This is a genomic window from Pseudomonas sp. UV AK001 (assembly GCF_046097675.1).
In the GTDB taxonomy this organism is placed as follows: domain Bacteria; phylum Pseudomonadota; class Gammaproteobacteria; order Pseudomonadales; family Pseudomonadaceae; genus Aquipseudomonas; species Aquipseudomonas kribbensis.
Map to the genome: position 1 here is coordinate 494786 of NZ_JBJUVZ010000002.1, position 20473 is coordinate 515258.

Here is a 20473-nt window from a genome sequence, read left to right on the forward strand (position 1 = left end):
GTTCGCAGCCCGGGGCGGGCTGCGAAGTGGTTCGTTCGTTGCGGTTTATTTGCTGGTGAGCTGGAGGTTTTCAGCCGCCGGTTTGCCATCGAAAGTGGTGACACCTTCGAGCCAGCGCTGTTTGTCCTGCGGGTGATCCTTGAGCCATTGCTTGGCCGATTCGAAAGCGTCCTTGTGATCGAGCAGCGGCTGCATCATCCGGCTCTCGTCTTCGGCGGTGAACGTCAGGTTGCTCAGCAGGCGGCCGACGTTCGGGCATTGCTCGGCGTATTTCGGCGCGGTGACGGTCCACACGGTGGCCATGCCTTCGTTCGGGCCGAGGGCATCGTCGCTACCGGTCAGATAAGTCATCTGCACGTTGACGTTCATCGGGTGCGGCGCCCAGCCGAAGAACACCACGGCTTCCTTGCGGCGCACGGCGCGATCGACGGCGGCGAGCATGCCGGCCTCGCTGGATTCCACGAGCTGGAACTTGCCGAGGCCAAATTGATTCTTGGCAATCATCGCCTTGATCTGGGTGTTGGCGCCGGAGCCTGGCTCGATGCCGTAGATCTTGCCGCCCAGTTCTTTCTCGAACTTGGCGATGTCGGCGAAGGTTTTCAGGCCCTTGTTCGCCAGATACGTCGGTACGGCGAGGGTGGCGCGGGCGTCCTTGAGGCTCGGGGCCTGAAGGACTTTGACCTGATTGGCGTCGACGAACGGGGTGATGGTCTGGGTCATCAACGGGTTCCAGTAGCCGAGGAACAGGTCCAGACGCTGGTCGCGGATCCCGGCGAAGATGATTTGCTGGGACGCGCTGGTCTGTTTGGTGCTGTAGCCGAGGCCGTCGAGCAGAACCTGGGTCATGGCGCTGGTGGCGATCACGTCGGTCCAGTTCACCACGCCCATGCGCACGTTCTGGCACGACGCAGGTTCGGCCGCCATGACACTGGCGCTTAAAAACGCGGTACCGCTGAGTGCGAGAACACAGCTGCTGATCAGTCGTTTCATGTCGGGTTCCTCGGCAGGTCGTTATTGTGGGTCCCGGCGTCTGTCGCGCCGGTGATGCCAAGTTACGCAGCAATGCCCCTGTGAAAACGCACTGCGGCGACTGGCTCTTGCACTGTAGCGACCTGTGCTCTTGAACGCCGACGGCAAACGGCGTATCAACGTTGCACGCTACCCGCTGACCGAGTGCGCACCATGTCCCAGGATTTCTACTTTCTGTTGATGCCGGGTTTTTCCGCCATCGGTTTCATCTCCGCGATCGAACCGCTGCGGGTGGCCAACCGCTTTCGCGGCGAGCTGTACCGCTGGCACGTGTTGAGCGCCGACGGCGGGGCGGTGCTGGCGAGCAACGGGATGTCGGTCAACGCCGATGCGGCGCTGGAACCGCTGAAGAAAGGGGCGACGCTGCTGGTGGTCGCCGGGTTCGAGCCACTGAAATTCGCCACCCCGGCGCTGGAGCATTGGCTGCGACGCCTGGACAACGAAGGCGTGACCCTCGGCGCCATCGACACCGGCAGCTTCGTCCTCGGCGAGGCCGGTCTGCTCGATGGTCATCGCCTGACCCTGCACTGGGAAGCCATCGACGCTTTCAAGGAATCCTATCCACAGCTCAGCGTCACCCAGGAACTGTTCGAGATCGACCGCCGGCGCATCACCTCCGCTGGCGGCACCGCCTCCATCGACCTGATGCTCGACCTGATCGCCCAGGCCCACGGCCCGCAACTGGCGATCCAGGTCAGCGAGCAGTTTGTATTGGGCAGGATTCGTCCGCGCAAAGACCACCAGCGCATGGAAGTCGCCACGCGCTATGGCATCAGCAACAAGAAACTGGTGCATGTGATCGGCGAGATGGAGCAGCACAGCGAACCGCCGCTGACCACGCTGGAGCTGGCGGAATCGATCAAGGTGACGCGCCGGCAACTGGAGCGGTTGTTCCGCCTGCACCTGAACGACACGCCGAGCAACTTCTATCTGCGCTTAAGACTGGAAAAGGCCCGGCAACTGTTGCGCCAGACCGACATGAGCGTGCTGGAAGTCAGCATCGCCTGCGGGTTTGAATCACCGTCGTATTTCACCCGCAGCTACCGGGCGAAGTTTGCCCGGTGTCCACGAGAGGACCGACGACGGGAGGCTGTTTGACGAGCGATTATAGTTAATTATACTTTCAGGTATAAATTACAGTCGTTTGAATAATTGAGTGTAAAACCATGTCCAGAAACAACGGCTTCGTCTTCCGCCGCCCCGCTCTGGCACGCAGCGTTGCCGATGGTCTGGTGGGTGCAGGTCTGCAGGATTTCACCTCCGGCCTTTTTCTGGCAGCGCCGCGTCGCACAGGCAAAAGTACCTTTCTGCGCGAGGACCTGATCCCGGAATGCCAGGCCCGAGGCTGGCTGACGGTTTACGTCGACCTGTGGGCCGACAAGGAAAAAGACCCCGCTGACTTGATCGCCAGTGCCATTGCAGGCGCGTTGGTCCCCTTCGAAAAGGGCATCCGCAAACTGGCGAAGAACATCGGCATCGAAAAACTCAGCTTTCTGCGCACCTTGTCCTGGGATTTCACCAAGCCGCAACTGCCGGCGGGCGCTACCCTGACTCAAGCACTGGAACTGCTCCACAGCGCCGCCGAGAAACCCGTGGTGCTGGTGATCGACGAGGCCCAGCATGCCCTCACCACTGCAGCGGGCATCAACGCGATGTTTGCCCTGAAAGCTGCGCGTGATCAGCTCAATCAGGGGCGCGAAGGCGAGGGCAGCGGTTTGCATCTGGTGTTCACCGGTTCCAATCGCGACAAACTCGCCCACCTGGTGCTGGGCAAGAGCCAACCGTTCTTCGGTTCGAGCATCACACCCTTTCCGTTGTTGGGAAAAGAGTTCACCCAGGCGTACACCTTGCACCTCAACGCCCATCTGGCCGAGACCAACCAGTTCAGTGCGGCTGATATTGACGATGCCTTTGAGTTGGTGGGGCGGCGCCCGGAAATGTTGCGCACCATCATTGGCGAAGTCGCGCTGGAGCTGGGCGAGGCCAGCAATCTGGGGCAGTTGCTGCAGAGCCGCGCCGAATTGTTGCGCGCAGGTGTGTGGAGCGAGTTCGAGAGCGCCTGGAACGCACTGACCATCCCTCAGCGCGCCGTGCTGGAAGTGATGGTGGCGCGCTCACAGAACAACGAGCCTTTTGCGCCGTTCACCGACAGCACGCTTATGGCCGTCAGCAAGGCACTGGAAAATCTGGGCAGCGACGTGGTGCCGGGCACCCAGACCATTCAGGCCTGCATCGATGCCCTGCGGGACAAGGAGCTGGTGTGGAAGTCGAGCCGTGGTGGCTATGCGCTGGAAGACAAGTCCTTCGGCGACTGGCTGAGCGCGCGCAAAGCGGGCTAGTTACTTCTTAACCAATGCCGAGCACGCTGCCTTGTAGGCTTCATGCTGATACTTGTTCAGCGTGCCCGGCAGCTCGAAATTGTGCTTCTTGGTCTGGGCATTGATCGTCTGCGGCGACAGCAGCGTTACCTCGCAACCGTCCAGCAACTGAAACACGCCCTCGATCTTGAACGTGGTCGGCCCACCGGCAAATTCGCCCTTCTTGCTGCGCTTCTTGATCGCGATGCGATCGATAGAGTTCTCGCGCACGAACGACGCCACCTGAGCCGCGAACAGTTTGACGTTGGCCGCCTCGTCGTCATCGTCCAGCGCGATTTTCTTGGTGCTCAGAGCGACATGGCCCAGCGCCGAACCGTCGAGGTACGCCACGGCGATGATCGCTTCACTGCCTTTGATTTCGATACCGCAGATGTTCATGTGAATCCCTTGATTGGTTGGAGAGGTGCAGCTTACAGCCCAAGCTGGTTGGCGGTGATGCCAAATGCCGCTGCAATCTTCTCGCGAGTGGCCTTGCGCGGCTTTGCAACCGTTTCCTGCTGGGCGAAGGCTGGCTGCGAAATGCCCATGCGTTTCGCCACTTCTTCGTGGGTCAGGTTGAGATGTTCGCGCCAGGCCCTGATCGGAGTTGCCCCGTCGACAATGCGACTGACCACCTCATGGGGAATCAGGTCAGGCGCCATTTTCTGCGCGACATACTGTGCGTAGGGAATGACCACGAAAGCGGGCTTGCCCTCGGAATGATTGATGATTTGGATGTCAGTAAGTGCGTTCATCGCGTTTTTACCTCTTGAATACTGACCACTTTGATCGCGCCATCCCAGTCGAACATGACTCGGTAATTACCGACACGCAGTCGATATACCGTTCATCCGAAACCGCAGGCAACCTGTTATTTCTGACAGTAGACCCTTATCGACATTGCCTCGAAGATTGATGCGAGGGCCATCACCGGCTCTGAACCCAAGAACGACTGTTCCGGCAAAGGAGTCGCACAATGATCGTCAGGAAAAACATTCGCTCGCATACGGCTGTCGAGCGGGCAGCGTTCATCAACTGTCTGCTTGCTCTCAAGCGTAAGGGGGGGTACGACAAATATGTGCACTGGCATCACCAAGTGATGGTGCCCACTACGCATCCCTGGGAGCCGCAAGATCCTGAGTATCGAAACGGGGCCCACCTTGGTCCGGCATTTCTGCCATGGCACCGAGAAATGCTGATGCAGTTCGAAACGGATTTGCGCACGATTGATCCACAAGTAACTCTGCCATATTGGGACTGGACTGAAGATGCGTCGGATCCGACAAGCTCACCCGTCTGGACGGATCAATGGATGGGCGGCAATGGCAGTCAAGGTGATCATGACCGAGTACAGACCGGACCTTTTGCTCACCAGTACGGAAACTGGCCGGTTCCGGCCTACCCGGAAAACGGTGAGACGGAACCCGGTCTCAAGCGTCAGTTCGGCGTTCTTGTGACCTCGCTTCCGACGTCGGCAGATGTAGGCATGGCGATGCGAGAGTGGTTGTACGACACGCCGCCTTACGATTCCGGTCCATACACCAGGGGATTTCGCAATCGACTGGAGGGTTGGATCACACAACGAGGTGATCCTCAAGTCACCACCCCGGGTTCGCAGCTACACAACCGCGTCCATCTGTGGATAGGGGGCAACATGCTGGCAATGACCTCCCCCGAAGACCCGGTGTTCTTCCTGCACCACTGCAATATCGACAGGATCTGGGCGCAGTGGCAGGCACAAATGGCTCTGGACAATCCGCAATGGGCTCCGCATTACACGCCGATCCGTGGCGGGCCGCCCGGTCATAACTTTGATGATGCGCTAGCGCCGTGGACGAGAACCATCAGAGATGTCATGGATATCCGTGCATTGGGCTATGAATACGCACCCATCCAGCCGTTGCAGAAGAGTCCATTCAAGTCGCCCTTCACGGCGTCATGACGCGTCAACGTTCCTGCACGACTCGTGCAGGAACACTCCTCACTCCTGTCCGATCGACTCCAAAAACTCCGACCGCTCATCGCTCATCCGCGCCACGCAATCGTTCTGCGCAATCTTGAACGCCTTGCTGCCATCCGTCGCCGGGAAGGCTTCGACGGCGCAGTCGGCGTCGCGGGTTTTCAGCCATTGTTGCTGGGCGGTCTTGAGTTTGGCGGTGATGTCGGCCAGTTGCGCAGGGTTCTTGCCGTAGGTCGCCTGCATGCGCTCGTTCAGGCTTTTGTAGTTGTCCTTGAGCAGGTCTTCGGCGGTGGTGCGGCTGTAGGTCGAGCATTCCAGGGTCTGGACGTCGTTTTCCACCGCGTCGCACGGGTTGTTGTCGGACTCTTCGGCGGCGTGTACGCCGGTCGCAATCAGTGCCAAAGCCAGGAAGATCGATTTCATTGATGTCGCCGCTCTAATCCAGTGGTGTTTCCGAGATGCGCCAGATTCTGGCTCAAGCTCGCGGGCTTGAACAGGTGGCTGGTCGGACCGGTTGGCGACGCTTTGTCGCGGATTGACGCTTTCGGCAATTCCCCTGTCGTTTTTGCACCCGGCTGGTCGCGCACCGAGGCATATGCTGGCCCCAAAGCGCCGGCAGACGATTCGGCGCATGAATCGCCAATAAGGGGACGCCTGATGAGCCCAGCCGAATTACACGCCGACAGCATCGTTATCGACGGTCTGATCATTGCCAAATGGAACCGCGAGCTGTTCGAAGACATGCGCAAGGGCGGTCTGACGGCGGCCAACTGCACCGTGTCGGTGTGGGAGGGCTTTCAGGCCACGGTCAACAACATCGCCGCCAGCCAGAAACTGATCCGCGAAAACAGCGATCTGGTGATCCCCGTCCGCACCACCGCCGACATCCGCAAGGCCAAGGAGCAGGGCAAGACCGGCATCCTCTTCGGCTTCCAGAACGCCCATGCGTTCGAAGACCAGATCGGCTATGTCGAGGTGTTCAAGCAGCTCGGCGTCGGCATCGTGCAGATGTGCTACAACACCCAGAACCTGGTGGGCACCGGTTGCTACGAACGTGACGGCGGCCTGTCGGGCTTCGGTCGCGAAATCGTCGCCGAGATGAACCGCGTCGGCGTCATGTGCGACCTGTCCCACGTCGGCTCCAAGACTTCCGAGGAAGTCATCCTCGAATCGAAAAAACCGGTCTGCTATTCCCACTGCCTGCCGTCGGGGCTCAAGGAGCACCCGCGCAACAAGTCCGATGAAGAGCTTAAGTTCATTGCCGACCACGGCGGTTTCGTCGGCGTGACCATGTTCGCGCCGTTCCTCGCCAAGGGCATCTATTCGACCATCGACGATTACGCCGAAGCCATCGAATACACCATGAACATCGTCGGCGAAGACGCCATCGGCATCGGCACCGACTTCACCCAGGGTCACGGTCAGGACTTTTTCGAATACCTGACCCACGACAAGGGCTACGCCCGCCGTCTGACCAACTTCGGCAAGATCATCAACCCGCTGGGCATCCGCACCGTCGGCGAGTTCCCGAACCTGACCGAAACCCTGCTCAAGCGCGGCCACTCCGAGCGAGTCGTGCGCAAGATCATGGGCGAAAACTGGGTCAACGTCCTCAAGGACGTCTGGGGCGAATAAGCCGCCGCTTCCCGAATACTTTCCCCCGGCCGTCCGCGCCGGGGGCAACACCCAAATTTTTCTGGAGTTAAGTTTCCATGGCCAAGATCGCCCCGCAATTGCCAATCGAAGTCGACAGCGAGACCGGTGTCTGGACCTCCGACGCCCTGCCGATGCTGTACGTGCCGCGGCATTTCTTCGTCAACAACCACATGGGCATCGAGGAAGTGCTGGGCGCCGACGCCTATGCCGAAATCCTCTACAAGGCCGGCTACAAGTCCGCCTGGCACTGGTGTGAAAAAGAAGCCGAGTGCCACGGCCTGGAAGGCGTCGCGGTGTTCGAGCACTACATGAAGCGCCTGTCGCAGCGCGGCTGGGGCCTGTTCAAGATCCAGGACATCGACCTCGACAAAGGCACCGCCAGCGTCAAGCTCGAACACTCGGCGTTCGTCTACGTCTACGGCAAGGTCGGACGCAAGGTCGACTACATGTTCACCGGCTGGTTCGCCGGTGCCATGGACCAGATCCTCGCCGCTCGCGGCAGCAAGATCCGCACCGTGGCCGAGCAGGTCTACGGTGGCTCCGAAGAAGGCCACGACGACGGCCTGTTCACCGTCAAGCCGTTGTAAGTCGAGGAACCCGCCATGGCTTTCGAAGCAATGTTTCAGCCAATTCAAATTGGCAAACTGACCATCCGCAACCGCGTGCTCAGCACCGCGCACGCCGAGGTCTACGCGACCGACGGCGGCATGACCACCGAACGGTACGTCAAATACTACGAAGAGAAAGCCAAGGGCGGCATCGGCCTGGCGATCTGTGGCGGTTCGTCCGTGGTGGCGATCGACAGCCCGCAGCAGTGGTGGAGTTCGGTGAACCTGTCCACCGACCGGATCATCCCGCACTTCCAGAATCTCGCCGACGCCATGCACAAGCACGGCGCCAAGATCATGATCCAGATTACCCACATGGGCCGTCGCTCCCGTTGGGACGGTTTCCACTGGCCGACCCTGATGTCGCCGTCGGGCATCCGCGAACCGGTGCACCGCGCCACCTGCAAGACCATCGAGCCGGAAGAAATCTGGCGGGTGATCGGCAACTACGCGCAAGCGGCGCGCCGCGCCAAGGCCGGTGGTCTGGACGGCGTCGAACTGTCAGCCGTGCACCAGCACATGATCGACCAGTTCTGGAGCCCTCGCGTCAACAAGCGTACCGACGAATGGGGTGGCACTTTCGAGGGCCGGATGAAGTTCGGTCTGGAAGTCCTGAAAGCCGTACGTGCCGAGGTCGGTGACGACTTCTGCGTCGGCATGCGCATCTGCGGTGACGAGTTCCACCCGGACGGTCTGTCTCACGAAGACATGAAGCAGATCGCCAAGTATTACGACGACACCGGCATGCTCGATTTCATCGGCGTCGTCGGCTCGGGTTGCGACACCCACAACACCCTGGCCAACGTGATTCCGAACATGAGTTACCCGCCGGAGCCGTTCCTGCACCTGGCGGCCGGGATCAAGGAAGTGGTCAAGGTTCCGGTGCTGCACGCGCAGAACATCAAGGACCCGAACCAGGCCACGCGGATTCTGGAGGGCGGTTACGTCGACATGGTCGGTATGACACGCGCCCACATCGCCGACCCGCACCTGATCGCCAAGATCAAGATGGGCCAGATTGACCAGATCAAGCAGTGTGTCGGCGCCAACTATTGCATCGACCGCCAATATCAGGGGCTGGATGTGCTGTGCATCCAGAACGCCGCGACTTCCCGTGAGTACATGGGCGTGCCGCACATCATCGAGAAATCCACCGGGCCGAAACGCAAGGTGGTGATCGTTGGTGCCGGCCCGGCGGGGATGGAAGCTGCGCGCGTGGCAGCCGAACGTGGCCACGACGTGACCCTGTTCGAGAAGAAGGAATTCATCGGCGGGCAGATCACCACGGCTTCGAAAGCGCCGCAGCGTGACCAGATCGCCGGCATCACCCGCTGGTTCCAGCTGGAACTGGCGCGGCTGAAAGTCGACCTGCGTCTGGGCACTGCCGCATATGCCGACACCATCATGGACCTGCGTCCGGACATCGTGGTGCTGGCGGTTGGCGGGCATCCGTACCTGGAACAGAACGAACACTGGGGCGCCGCCGAAGGGCTGGTGGTCAGCAGTTGGGACGTGCTCGACGGCAAAGTGGCGCCGGGCAAGAACGTGCTGGTCTACGACACCATTTGCGAGTTCACCGGGATGTCGGTGGCCGACTTCCTTGCCGACAAGGGCAGCCAGGTCGAGATCGTCACCGACGACATCAAGCCGGGCGTGGCCATCGGCGGTACGTCGTTCCCGACTTACTACCGCAGCATGTACCCGAAAGAAGTGATCATGACCGGCGACATGATGCTGGAGAAGGTCTACCGCGAAGGCGACAAACTCGTCGCCGTGCTGGAGAACGAATACACCGGCGCCAAAGAGGAGCGGGTGGTGGATCAGGTGGTCGTCGAGAACGGCGTGCGCCCGGACGAAGAAATCTACTACGCGCTCAAGGACGGCTCGCGCAACAAGGGCCAGATCGATGTCGAGGCGCTGTTCGCGATCCAGCCGCAACCTTCGTTGAGCAGCAACGGCGACGGTTACCTGCTGTTCCGCATCGGTGACTGCGTGGCGCAGCGTAATACCCATGCTGCGATCTATGACGCCCTGCGGTTGTGCAAAGACTTCTAAAGGTTTGCACATGACCCTGTGGGAGCGGGCTTGCCCGCGAATGCATTCTGTCGGTCACTGCTGCATCGACTGACCCGGCGCTTTCGCGAGCAAGCTCGCTCCCACAGGAACACGCCGAACGTGTTTCTCCAGGCTGTACTGGTGGGAGCTTCACCATGTTGAACACCCTTCTTCCAATCCTGTTGTTCGCAGCCCTGGCCCTCGCGGTGCTGGGGGCGTTGCGGCGGGTGGCCATGTGGCGTCGGGGCCGGGCCTCGAAGGTCGATCTGATCGGCGGCCTGTTCGCCATGCCCAAGCGTTACATGGTCGATCTGCACCATGTGGTGGCGCGGGACAAATACATCGCCAACACCCACGTCGCCACGGCGGGCGGGGCGGTGGCGTCTATCGTGCTGGCGATTCTGGTCCACGGTTTCGGCCTGCATAACCGCATCCTCGGCTACGCGTTGCTGCTGATGACGGCGGTGATGTTCGTCGGGGCGATCTTCGTTTATCGGCGTCGGCTCAACCCGCCGTCGCGGCTGTCGAAAGGCCCGTGGATGCGCCTGCCGAAAAGCCTGCTGGCATTCTCGGCGTCGTTCTTTCTGGTGACCTTGCCGGTGGCGGGGATCCTGCCGGAGAACTTCGGCGGCTGGGTGCTGGCGGCGATTCTCGGGGTCGGTGTGTTGTGGGGCGTGTCGGAACTGTTCTTCGGCATGACCTGGGGCGGCCCGATGAAGCACGCCTTCGCCGGTGCCCTGCACCTGGCTTGGCACCGTCGCGCGGAACGTTTTGGTGGCGGTCGTTCCACCGGTTTGAAACCGCTGGATCTGAATGATCCGACCGCGCCGCTGGGTGTGGAAAAACCCAAGGATTTCACCTGGAACCAATTGCTCGGTTTTGACGCCTGCGTGCAGTGCGGCAAGTGCGAAGCGGCATGCCCGGCGTTCGCCGCCGGCCAGCCGCTGAACCCGAAAAAACTGATTCAGGACATGGTCGTCGGCCTTGCCGGCGGCACCGATGCCCAGTTCGCCGGCAGCCCTTATCCGGGCAAAGCGGTGGGCGAACACTCAGGCAATCCGCATCAACCGATCGTCAACGGTCTGGTGGATGCCGAAACCCTGTGGTCGTGCACCACCTGCCGTGCCTGCGTCGAGGAATGCCCGATGATGATCGAGCACGTCGATGCCATCGTCGACATGCGTCGTCACCTGACCCTGGAAAAAGGCGCGACCCCGAACAAGGGCGCCGAAGTCCTGGAAAACCTGATCGCCACCGACAACCCGGGCGGTTTTGCCCCGGGCGGGCGGATGAACTGGGCGGCGGACCTGAACCTCAATCTGCTCAGCGAGAAGAAATCCACCGACGTGCTGTTCTGGGTTGGCGATGGTGCTTTCGACATGCGCAACCAGCGCACCCTGCGTGCCTTCGTCAAAGTGCTGAAAGCGGCCAAGGTCGACTTCGCGGTGCTGGGGCTGGAAGAGCGCGACAGCGGCGACGTAGCCCGACGTTTGGGTGACGAAGCGACATTCCAGTTGCTCGCCAAGCGCAACATCCAGACCCTGGCCAAATACAGCTTCAACCGCATCGTCACCTGCGATCCGCACAGCTTCCATGTGCTGAAAAACGAGTACGGCGCGTTCGACGGCAACTACCTCGTGCAGCACCACAGCACTTATCTGGCGGAAATCATCCAGGCTGGCGCGCTGAATCTCGGTCAGCACAAGGGCAACCGCGTGACCTATCACGATCCGTGCTACCTCGGCCGTTACAACGGCGAGTACGAGGCGCCGCGCGAAGTGCTGCGAGCCCTCGGCATTGAGGTGAAAGAGATGCAACGTTCCGGCTTCCGTTCGCGCTGCTGCGGCGGTGGTGGCGGGGCGCCGATCACCGACATTCCGGGCAAGCAGCGGATCCCCGACATGCGCATGGAAGACATTCGCGAGACCGGCGCCGAACTGGTGGCGGTGGGTTGTCCACAGTGCACGGCGATGCTCGAAGGTGTGGTCGAACCGCGTCCATTGATCAAGGACATCGCCGAACTGGTGGCCGACGCGCTGCTCGAAGACGCCGCGCCGAACAAGCCTGCCACCCCGGCCAAACGTGAACCTGCGGAGGCCCACTGATGAGCGACATTATCCGCCGCGACCCCCGCGCCGAATGGATCGCACGCAACCGCCTGCACCCGCTGCACGCGGCCATGCAACCGGCGCAACACAGCTGGATGGGCCCCAACGGGATCGTCCGCAAGAACCTGCACGGCATCGGCTTCATCGGGCCGAACGGCATCAAGCGCATCGACCGCAGCGGTGCCCAGCAGGGTGGGGCGGTCAAGCGTTCGGCCGCGGTCGAAGTGCAATTGCCGCTGCATCAGGTGCCGGCCCCGGCGTTCTACATCAGCGTGGTGCCCGACATGGTCGGCGGCCGCTTGAGCAGCCACGACCGCGACCTGCTCGGACTGGCTCATCAACTGGCCGGCAGCGACGGCGCGGTGCTGGCGGTGGTGTTCGGCGAGCACAAGGAAAACGCTTTCGCCACGGCGGGCGTTGACCGCTTGCTGGTGCTCGAAGGTGAAGAATTCAGCGGTTATGCACCGGAGCAACGCATCCAGGGCCTGCGGGCTGTGGATAACCAGTTCAACCCGCGTCACTGGTTGTTGCCGGACAGCCGCAGCGGTGGCGGCGAACTCGGTCGGCGTTTTGCTGCTGCACTGGGCGAACGCCCGGCCACACGGGTGTGGCAGGTCAAGGATCAGGAGTGCATCGGCCGCGCCGGTGCCGGGTTGCAGGATCTTGCCCGTCCGGTCGCACGGCTGATTCTGGCCTCGGCCGAATGCGCCGAACCGGTCAGCGAAACCCGTCACGAAGCGCTGCCGGTGGAGTTATCCACACCCGTGGCGCGCAGCCTGTCGCGGATCGAGGATCTGGGCGCGGTGGCAGTGGACCCGGCAGCGATTCCGATGGCCGAAGCCGAGTTCATCTTCTCCGGCGGCAACGGCGTCAAGGACTGGGAGCTTTTCCACAGGACCGCCGCCGCTCTCGGCGCCACCGAAGGCGCCTCGCGGGTGGCCGTGGACGACGGCTTCATGACCCGCGACCGCCAGGTCGGCGCATCCGGCACCTGGGTCACCGCGCGGGTATACGTGGCCGTGGGGATTTCCGGGGCGATCCAGCATCTGCAGGGCATCGGCGCCTGCGACAAGGTGGTGGCGATCAACCTCGATCCGGGCTGTGACATGATCAAGCGTGCCGACCTGTCGGTGATCGGCGAAAGCGCGGAAATTCTTCAGGCCTTGATCGCGGCGGTAGAGGCCTACCGCAACGAAGCCAAGCGCGATGCGGCTTAAGGAACGGTTATGAGCACAAAGATCATCAGTCTGGTTTCAATCGGCGCCCACCCGACCTCGGGCCGCCCGCGTCGTGCCGAACAGGATGCACGCGCGGTGGAACTCGGCTTGCAACTGGCTGGGGATAACCTGCAAGTGCTGCACGCCGGCGACATTGCAGAACCTGCGTTGCGCGCCTATCTGGGTATGGGCCTGGAACAGATGCATGTGCTGGAACAACCGGCCGGTGCGGATGCGTTGCCGGCGTTGACCGACTATTTGCGGGATGCCGGGGCTCAGGTGGTGTTGACCGGCAGTCAGGCGGAAACCGGTGAGGGTTCGGGGATGCTGCCGTTCCTGCTGGCCGAAGGGCTGGGCTGGCCGCTGGTGGTGGGGCTGGCGCAGGTCGAATCGATCAACGATGGCTCGGCGCTGGTGCTGCAAGCGTTGCCCCGTGGCCAGCGGCGCCGGCTGAAGGTGCGCCTGCCGTTTCTCGCGACTGTGGATAACGCCGCGCCCAAGCCTCGGCAAAGTGCTTACGGCCCGGCGCGGCGTGGCGTTCTTCAGGCAAAAGATGTGGAAGTGGTGGATGACGAATTGCTTGCGGTAGCGACCCTGCAACCGGCCAAGCCCCGGCCGAAACGCTTGAAGGTGATCAAGGCCAAGAGCGGGGCGGACCGGATGAAGGCGGCGACGGCCAAGGCCAGTGGGGGTGGGGGGCAGGTGCTTAAAGGTGTGACGGCGCAGGCTGGTGCTGAAGCCATTCTCAAGCTGCTGATCGAAGAAGGTGTTGTCCGCTAGAAGCCCCTCACCCTAGCCCTCTCCCGGAGGGAGAGGGGACTGACCGAGTTGAACTGGCTATTTACATCGACCTGCGACTTCAGCGGTGGCCTTGGTTCGCCAAGCATTAAATAGTATCTCGCCTTGGTTTTATCGAACCTGAGGTTGCGATGATCGTTCAGGTCGAAGTAGTTCAGGAGGGCAACTCGGTCGGCTCCCTCTCCCCCCGGGAGAGGGCTGGGGTGAGGGTAGCGATCGTTGGCCATTCCCAATTTGTTAATTACCCACAATCCCTGTTGGCTGATCTGTGGATAACGTGTTCGCCCCTCTCTGAAGCCCACGCAAATCAAGCCCTCCAGCCCTCAGGTCAAAAAACGATCAGCCTAACTCGCGGTTTTTTCGGGCTTTTTCCCAAGGATAACTCCTCAAGTTGCCCCCAATCTCTGTTGGCCCTTCTGTGGATAAGATGTTTGCTATCCGCTGAGAGCCATATAAAACGTGGCTCGCGCAGGATTGGTCAAAAAACGATCAGTTCAGCGTTTTAACCCACCAGACCCCACGCAAACCGCGATTTATCAAGCCCTCCAGCGCTTTTCCACAGCACCCGCCAAGTTACCCCCGAACTCTGTTGGCGCTTCTGTGGATAAGGTGTTCGCCATCCTCTGCAGGTCATGTATTCCGTGCTCTTCAAGGCTTTGATCAAAAAACAGACAATCATCAGCGAAAACCGTGCTTCTGGATAAGTCACGGTTTTTCTTCACAAAAGCCCGTTTATTTTTCCGCGTCATCCACAGTTGTCCCCATTTGCTGTGGGTGGCTGTGTGGATAACTTGTTCGCCAAACCCTGCAAGGCCCGCCGGCTATAGTCCAAATGGCAATTGATCAGATTTCATACAGTTCTAAGAGCGTGCCTTGACTTCAAACCGGCCGCTGTCTTCACTCCAATGGCACAAGGACCGCCGTCACTTATCCACATCTGGTTCAGGGAGAACGCGTGATGGATACCCAGCCACATCGCTCACCCCTCAATCCCCGCTTGCTGTCAGCCCCGAAGCCGCGCACGCGCACCTTGCGCCGTGCCGCCAATCAGCATGCCCGTCTGTAGCGCCTGAATCCTGCCACGCCGTTGTACTGCCGCCGGGCCTGCCCGGGGGCCAGGTGCCCGTTCGCCCATTGATTGCAGGCAACCGCAGAGTTGCCCCATCTGCCTGAGAGAGGAACCACCTCATGACACGGATCGCAACGCCCATCAGCGACATCAAGGAACACTACGACGTGATCGTCATCGGCTCCGGGTACGGCGGCGGCATTGCCGCTTCGCGCCTGTCCCGGGCCGGTAAAAAGGTGTGCCTGCTGGAGCGCGGTCGGGAAATCCAGCCCGGCGAATACCCCAACACCATGATCGCCGCGACCGAAGAGTTGCAGGTGCACGACCCGGACGGCCACATCGGCTCGCGCACCGGGTTGTTCGATCTGCACGTCAACGCGCAGCAGAACGTGGTGGTCGGCTGTGGCCTCGGTGGCACGTCGTTGATCAATGCCAACGTTTCGCTGGAACCGACAGCCGATGTGTTCAAGGATCCACGCTGGCCGTTGGCGGTGCGTGAGGACCAGGATGGCTTGCTCAAGGAGGGCTACAGAAAGACCCGGGAGATGCTCAAACCCAACGCTTATCCGGACAACGCACCGAACCTGCCCAAGCTCGATGCCAACAAAAAGTCCGCGGACTTCCTCAAGCAAGGCGTGAACTTCTACAAGCCGCCGATCAACGTGACCTTCGACAAACTGCCCAACAACCTCAACCACGTCGGCGTCGAGCAACTGCCGTGCAACCACTGCGGCGACTGCGTGTCGGGCTGTAACAACAAGGCCAAGAACACCACGCTGATGAACTATCTGCCGGACGCCACCAATCACGGCGCGGAGATTTTCTGCCAGGCCCAGGTGCGACATCTGGAGCGCGATGGCAATGGCTGGATCGTGCACTTTCAGTACCTGGACAGCGGCCGCGAGAAGTTCGACGCGCCGACGCTGTTCGTGAAAGCCGACATCGTCGTGGTGTCTGCCGGCACCCTCGGCTCCACAGAGATTCTGCTGCGCTCGCGGGACAAGGGCCTGGCGATGTCCGGCCAGCTCGGCGAGAACATGAGCGGCAACGGCGACATCCTCGGCTTTGGCCACAACTGCGAGCAGACCATCAACGGCATCGGTTTCGGCACGCACTCGGCCAAGGAGATGAAACCGGTCGGCCCGTGCATCACGTCGATCATCGACATGCGCAACGAGGGTGATCGCAGCAGTCGCATGGTCATCGAGGAGGGCTCGATTCCCGGCGCCCTCGGGCGGCCGATGGTGCCGGCGATGGCCGGGTTCGCCGAGATGATCGGGGTGCCCACCGATGACAGCTTCAGCGGCAAGGTGAAGTCCAAGGAGCGCGAAGCCGAAAGCTTCCTGCGCGGCCCTTACTACGGCGCCCTGCACAATATGCAGACCTACCTGATCATGAGCCACGACAGCGGCCAGGGACGCATGGTCCTCGACAGCAAGGATCAACTGCGCATCGACTGGCCGGGCGTCGGCGAGCAGGAAAACTTCAAGATCGGTAACGAACGCCTGCACCAGAGCACCAAGGCATTGGGCGGGATCTGGGTCGAGAACCCGATCTGGACCAAATTGCTCAGGCACAGCATCGTCTCGGTGCATCCGCTGGGCGGTTGCGTGATGGGTGAAGACGCCGCGCAAGGCGTGGTCAACCACAAGGGCCAGGTGTTCAGCGGCGCGAGCGGCAGCGATGTCTACGCCAACCTTTACGTGACCGACGGCGCGGTGATTCCGACCTCACTGGCGGTCAACCCGCTGCTGACCATCTCCGCCGTCAGCGAGCGCAACATGGGCCTGCTGGCCGCCGACCGGGGCTGGAAAATCGATTACACGTTGCCCTCGGCACCGCGCAAACAACCGGTGCCACCGACCCTCGGCGTGCAATTCACCGAGACCATGAAGGGCTACTTCTCCCGGGCCTTTACCGCTGCGCAGAGTACGGATCTGAAGGTTTACGAAGCGGCGGCCAAACGCGGCGAAGCGGACAACTCGCCGATCGACTTCACCCTGACCATCACCGCCAACGACCTCAACCGGATGATCAAGGAGCCGGAGCACGCCGCGACCATCGTCGGCACGGTGATCGCCCCGGCGCTGTCGCCGCAGCCGCTGACTGCCAGCAATGGTGTGTTCAACCTGTTCGAGCAATTCGAGCAGCAGGTCGACACACGCCACATGAAATACGACATGAAACTGACCGCCGAGGACGGCAACGACTATTTCTTCAGCGCCTTCAAAACCGTGCCGGAAGACAACGGCGTGCTGAACATCTGGCATGACACCAGCACCCTCTACGTCACGCTGTATCGCGGCCCGGACAAATCCGGCGAGGTGATCGGCTCGGGTGTGATGCACATCAAACCGGCGGATTTCGCCAAGCAGATGACCACCATGAAAGTCCTCAATGCGCGCAACGAGCGTGAGCGCATCGAAGGGCTGGCGCGGTTCGGCAAGTTCTTCGCCGGGATTCTCTGGGAGAGTTACGGCGGGGTGTTTGCCGGTGACAAATACTTCAACCCCGACGCACCGCCACGCTTGAAACGGCCGCTGGATGCGCCGACGCCGGAGGTGCATTTCTTCCCCACCGAGGATGGCGTGGAATTGCGCCTGAGCCGCTATCAGGCCGGCAGCAAAGGCCCGGTGATGCTGGTGCACGGGTTGGGTGTGGGCTCGAATATTTTCTCCACCGACACCATCCAGACCAACCTGCTCGAATTTTTGTGCAAGCACGACTACGACGTGTGGCTGCTGGATTTCCGCGTGAGCATCCTGCTGCCGGCGAGCAAGAAGGAATGGAATGGCGACCAGATCGCCCAGTACGACTTCAAGGCTGCCATCGGGCAGATCCAGCAAAACACCGGCGCGAAGGACGTGCAGTGCGTGGTGCATTGCTACGGCGCGACCACGTTCTTCATGTCGTTGCTCGCCGGTTTGCAGGGCGTGCGTTCGGTGGTCTGCTCGCAGATTGCCGCGGACACGGTGGTTGCGACGGCGACGGGGCTGAAGGCTGGTCTGCACTTGCCGGGGATGCTCGACGCCATCGGCATCAAATCCATGACCGCCTACGCCGACAGCAAGGAGAACTGGTTCAACCGCCTCTACGACAAAGCCCTCAACGGCTACGCGCGGATCGAAGCCCAGGGCTATTGCACCAACCCGGTGTGCCACCGCATCACCTTCATGTACGCCTCGCTGTACCGCCACGACACCCTCAACGAGACGCTGCACGACAACCTGCACGAACTGTTCGGCGAGTCGAACATCGAGACCTTCGAACACCTCGCGCTGATCGTACGCAAAGGGCACTTGGTGGACTTCAAGGGCAACGATGTCTACATGCCGCACTTCGACCGGCTGACCATGCCGATCTGTTTCATCAGCGGCGCGGAAAACCAGTGCTACCTGCCGGAGAGCACACTCAAGACCTACCAGCGGGTCTGCGATAAACACGGGCCGGAGCGCTACAGCCGGCATGTGGTGCCGGGCTATGGCCACATCGATTGCATGTTCGGCAAAAACGCGGTGGTCGATGTGTATCCGATCATCCTTGAACATCTGGAGAAAACGGCCCTCGGTTGATTTCGGACCGAGTCGACTGCCATCGCGAGCAAGCTCGCTCCCACAGGGGACTGTGTCGAGCACAAATTCTGAGCATGGCTGCGCTCTCTGTGGGAGCGAGCTTGCTCGCGATGGCGACAGGTCAGGCAATACATCTCTCGGGTTGCACAAGGAAATGGATGACATGGACAGCTACATCCGCTGGTTTCAACGCTTCATCTGGCTCGGCATTGCGATGAACATGGTGTTCGCGATCCCGGCGCTGTTCGCGCCGGGGTTGCTGACATCGGTGGTCGGCCTGCCGCCGCAACTCTCCGACCCGTGGCTGGAAAACGCCGGGATGCTGCTGGTGGGCATCAGCGTGTTCTACATGCCGTCGGGCTTCAACGCGCCGCGCTACGTGGTGCATTCCTGGCTGTGCGTGCTGACGCGGCTGATCGCCGTGGCGTTCTGGATCTACCTGATCAACACCAGCAGCCAGGGCTCGGTGTTCGTGCCGATGCTGATGGGCGACCTGAGCTTTTTCCTGATCCTCGGCATCCTGCTGTACCTCGGCACCACCCCGGAAAACCGTCCGCTGGCGCTCCTCTGTGACGGCTGGCGCGAATGGCGGGCGGCGTGGGCGCGGCATTGGCAGGGTCACGGGTTCAAGGTCGGTACGCTGGTGGTGGTCGCGCTGCTGGCGTTCATCGGCTACCAGACCTGGTATCAGATGCTGCGTGTGGTACCGGAGCAGGAATATGCCTCCGACGAAGATCACTACAAATACGCCGCCATTGGCCTCGGCATCGAAGCGCGGATCCCGTATTACCTGTTCTCCGTGCTGCCGCAGATATGCCCCGAGAAGATGCCGAAGCCCGGCGGCTGGGAGGTTTTCGGATTCCTGTTCGAGAACGGCAAGGATCTGCCCATCGGCATGGCCAAGCGGCAGATCGGTTACCCGACTGTCGAGCCGAACTGCGCTTTGTGTCACACCGGTTCCTACCGGGCGAATGCCAGCGACGTTGCGGTCAATGTGCCGAGCGCACCGGCCAACACCCTGCAACTGCAAGCCTTCCAGTGGTTCGCCTACGATTGCGCCAGCGACCCGAAATTCACCACCGACGCGGTGATGGCGGCGATCAACAGCAAGTTCCAGCTCGGCTTCTTCGAGCGGCTCTACAACCGTTACCTGATCATCCCGATGGCCAAGACCGCGCTGCTCAAACAGAAGCAGGCCTACGCCTGGCAAAAGCTGCGTCCGCCGCAGGGGCCGGGGCGTACCGACACCTTCAACCCGACGAAAATGGTGGTGTTCGGCTTCCCGGATGACTCGACCATCGGCACCGTCGACCTGCCGCAAGTGTGGAACCAGAAACCCCGGGAATCGATGTACCTGCACTGGGACGGCAATAACAACAAGATCCACGAGCGCAATTACGCCGCCGCGATGGCCGTGGGTGCAACGCCGGAATCGGTGCTGCCGCCGAGTTTCAACCGCGTGACCAACTGGCTGCTCGGGCACAAGGCACCCGCGTGGCCTTGGGCGCTGGATCAGGCCAAAGTCGCCCAGGGCAAACCTATCTGGGAAGCCAATTGCGCCGGTTGCCACGACTTCGGGCGCGCCGACACCGGGCAGGTCACCACCAACATCGACCAGCTCGGCACCGATCCGCATCGCCTCGACTCGTTCACCACCGGGCTGGTGGCGGCGTTCCACACCTTCAAGAAACCGCCGTTCGATTTCGGCGCCTACCGCAAGACCCAGAGCTACAGCAACACGCCCACCGACGGCATCTGGCTGCGGGCCCCGTATCTGCACAACGGCTCGGTGCCGACCCTGTGGGACTTGCTGCAACCACCGGAAAAACGTCCGCAGGTGTTCATCACCGGCTCCGATGTGTACGACCCGGTCAACGTCGGCTTCGTGACCAGCGGCGCGCAGGCGAAAGCCTCGGCGGACTTCAAGTACGACACGCGCCTGGAGGGCAATCACAACACCGGCCACCTGTACGGCACGACGCTGTCGGACGACGACAAACGCGCGCTGATCGAATTCATGAAAACCCTGTGAACCCTTACGGAT

At 61.3% G+C, this 20473-nt stretch carries 15 protein-coding genes and 1 pseudogene; 11 read left to right on the top strand and 5 right to left on the bottom strand.

What is annotated here, in order from left to right; genetic code table 11:
• Window positions 1–45 precede the first annotated feature (45 nt).
• Window positions 46–990, bottom strand: coding sequence for a choline ABC transporter substrate-binding protein (locus ACKLNA_RS10330; RefSeq protein ID WP_408985785.1), 945 nt, complete (start codon window positions 988–990; stop codon window positions 46–48).
• Window positions 991–1182: 192 nt separating this feature from the next.
• Here ACKLNA_RS10330 and ACKLNA_RS10335 point away from each other — a divergent pair, with 192 nt between their 5' ends.
• Window positions 1183–2127, top strand: a complete 945-nt coding sequence (locus ACKLNA_RS10335; protein ID WP_408985786.1) for a GlxA family transcriptional regulator — start codon at window positions 1183–1185, stop codon at window positions 2125–2127.
• Between the two features lie 68 nt (window positions 2128–2195).
• A complete protein-coding gene (locus ACKLNA_RS10340) occupies window positions 2196–3368 on the top strand; it encodes a hypothetical protein (RefSeq protein WP_408985787.1) in 1173 nt (390 codons plus the stop codon).
• On the opposite strand, the gene ACKLNA_RS10345 is transcribed toward ACKLNA_RS10340, so the two are convergent.
• The 3 genes and pseudogenes from ACKLNA_RS10345 to ACKLNA_RS10355 all read right to left on the bottom strand — a co-directional run.
• Window positions 3369–3785, bottom strand: coding sequence for a DUF3010 family protein (locus ACKLNA_RS10345; RefSeq protein WP_408985788.1), 417 nt, complete (start codon window positions 3783–3785; stop codon window positions 3369–3371).
• A 32-nt stretch (window positions 3786–3817) separates the two neighbouring features.
• On the bottom strand, window positions 3818–4141 hold the full coding sequence (locus ACKLNA_RS10350) for a helix-turn-helix domain-containing protein (RefSeq protein WP_408985789.1): 324 nt from the start codon (window positions 4139–4141) through the stop codon (window positions 3818–3820).
• Window positions 4125–4227, bottom strand: a pseudogene (locus tag ACKLNA_RS10355) (type II toxin-antitoxin system RelE family toxin); the annotation flags it as partial. The pseudogene ACKLNA_RS10355 and the gene ACKLNA_RS10350, both read right to left, overlap by 17 nt.
• A 135-nt stretch (window positions 4228–4362) precedes the next feature.
• Between ACKLNA_RS10355 and ACKLNA_RS10360 the strand changes: the two are divergent.
• Window positions 4363–5328 carry a tyrosinase family protein gene (locus ACKLNA_RS10360; RefSeq protein WP_408985790.1) on the top strand — a complete coding sequence of 322 codons (966 nt, stop codon included), beginning with the start codon at window positions 4363–4365 and terminating at the stop codon, window positions 5326–5328.
• A 39-nt stretch (window positions 5329–5367) separates the two neighbouring features.
• Here the strand turns inward: ACKLNA_RS10360 and ACKLNA_RS10365 are convergent, their stop codons facing one another.
• Window positions 5368–5769, bottom strand: coding sequence for a lysozyme inhibitor LprI family protein (locus tag ACKLNA_RS10365; protein WP_085709255.1), 402 nt, complete (start codon window positions 5767–5769; stop codon window positions 5368–5370).
• Between the two features lie 234 nt (window positions 5770–6003).
• Between ACKLNA_RS10365 and ACKLNA_RS10370 the strand changes: the two genes are divergently transcribed.
• From ACKLNA_RS10370 to ACKLNA_RS10405, 8 genes are all read left to right on the top strand, one after another.
• Window positions 6004–6981: a dipeptidase gene (locus ACKLNA_RS10370; RefSeq protein ID WP_408985791.1), complete on the top strand. Its 978-nt coding sequence runs from the start codon at window positions 6004–6006 to the stop codon at window positions 6979–6981.
• A 77-nt stretch (window positions 6982–7058) separates the two neighbouring features.
• On the top strand, window positions 7059–7589 hold the full coding sequence (locus ACKLNA_RS10375; RefSeq protein ID WP_007926354.1) for a DUF5943 domain-containing protein: 531 nt from the start codon (window positions 7059–7061) through the stop codon (window positions 7587–7589).
• Between the two features lie 15 nt (window positions 7590–7604).
• Window positions 7605–9665, top strand: a complete 2061-nt coding sequence (gene dgcA, locus ACKLNA_RS10380) for a dimethylglycine demethylation protein DgcA (RefSeq protein ID WP_408985792.1) — start codon at window positions 7605–7607, stop codon at window positions 9663–9665.
• 155 nt (window positions 9666–9820) lie between these two features.
• Window positions 9821–11770 carry a dimethylglycine demethylation protein DgcB gene (gene dgcB / locus ACKLNA_RS10385; RefSeq protein WP_408985793.1) on the top strand — a complete coding sequence of 650 codons (1950 nt, stop codon included), beginning with the start codon at window positions 9821–9823 and terminating at the stop codon, window positions 11768–11770.
• Window positions 11770–12990 (top strand): electron transfer flavoprotein subunit alpha/FixB family protein, encoded by a 1221-nt coding sequence (locus ACKLNA_RS10390; protein ID WP_408985794.1) that lies wholly within the window; start codon window positions 11770–11772, stop codon window positions 12988–12990. The genes dgcB and ACKLNA_RS10390 overlap by 1 nt, the downstream gene beginning before the upstream one ends.
• Window positions 12991–12999: 9 nt before the next feature.
• On the top strand, window positions 13000–13770 hold the full coding sequence (locus ACKLNA_RS10395) for an electron transfer flavoprotein subunit beta (protein ID WP_408985795.1): 771 nt from the start codon (window positions 13000–13002) through the stop codon (window positions 13768–13770).
• Between the two features lie 1206 nt (window positions 13771–14976).
• On the top strand, window positions 14977–18429 hold the full coding sequence (locus tag ACKLNA_RS10400) for a GMC family oxidoreductase N-terminal domain-containing protein (protein WP_408985796.1): 3453 nt from the start codon (window positions 14977–14979) through the stop codon (window positions 18427–18429).
• A 163-nt stretch (window positions 18430–18592) separates the two neighbouring features.
• Window positions 18593–20461, top strand: a complete 1869-nt coding sequence (locus ACKLNA_RS10405) for a hypothetical protein (RefSeq protein ID WP_408985797.1) — start codon at window positions 18593–18595, stop codon at window positions 20459–20461.
• Window positions 20462–20473 lie beyond the last annotated feature (12 nt).

Excerpts from the sequence above, each read along its gene's own strand:
- ACKLNA_RS10330 (WP_408985785.1), bottom strand. The coding sequence starts at position 990 with ATGAAACGACTGATCAGCAGCTGTGTTCTCGCACTCAGCGGTACCGCG.
- ACKLNA_RS10335 (WP_408985786.1), top strand. The coding sequence starts at position 1,183 with ATGTCCCAGGATTTCTACTTTCTGTTGATGCCGGGTTTTTCCGCCATC.
- ACKLNA_RS10340 (WP_408985787.1), top strand. The coding sequence starts at position 2,196 with ATGTCCAGAAACAACGGCTTCGTCTTCCGCCGCCCCGCTCTGGCACGC.
- ACKLNA_RS10345 (WP_408985788.1), bottom strand. The coding sequence starts at position 3,785 with ATGAACATCTGCGGTATCGAAATCAAAGGCAGTGAAGCGATCATCGCC.
- ACKLNA_RS10350 (WP_408985789.1), bottom strand. The coding sequence starts at position 4,141 with ATGAACGCACTTACTGACATCCAAATCATCAATCATTCCGAGGGCAAG.
- ACKLNA_RS10360 (WP_408985790.1), top strand. The coding sequence starts at position 4,363 with ATGATCGTCAGGAAAAACATTCGCTCGCATACGGCTGTCGAGCGGGCA.
- ACKLNA_RS10365 (WP_085709255.1), bottom strand. The coding sequence starts at position 5,769 with ATGAAATCGATCTTCCTGGCTTTGGCACTGATTGCGACCGGCGTACAC.
- ACKLNA_RS10370 (WP_408985791.1), top strand. The coding sequence starts at position 6,004 with ATGAGCCCAGCCGAATTACACGCCGACAGCATCGTTATCGACGGTCTG.
- ACKLNA_RS10375 (WP_007926354.1), top strand. The coding sequence starts at position 7,059 with ATGGCCAAGATCGCCCCGCAATTGCCAATCGAAGTCGACAGCGAGACC.
- dgcA (WP_408985792.1), top strand. The coding sequence starts at position 7,605 with ATGGCTTTCGAAGCAATGTTTCAGCCAATTCAAATTGGCAAACTGACC.
- dgcB (WP_408985793.1), top strand. The coding sequence starts at position 9,821 with ATGTTGAACACCCTTCTTCCAATCCTGTTGTTCGCAGCCCTGGCCCTC.
- ACKLNA_RS10390 (WP_408985794.1), top strand. The coding sequence starts at position 11,770 with ATGAGCGACATTATCCGCCGCGACCCCCGCGCCGAATGGATCGCACGC.
- ACKLNA_RS10395 (WP_408985795.1), top strand. The coding sequence starts at position 13,000 with ATGAGCACAAAGATCATCAGTCTGGTTTCAATCGGCGCCCACCCGACC.
- ACKLNA_RS10400 (WP_408985796.1), top strand. The coding sequence starts at position 14,977 with ATGACACGGATCGCAACGCCCATCAGCGACATCAAGGAACACTACGAC.
- ACKLNA_RS10405 (WP_408985797.1), top strand. The coding sequence starts at position 18,593 with ATGGACAGCTACATCCGCTGGTTTCAACGCTTCATCTGGCTCGGCATT.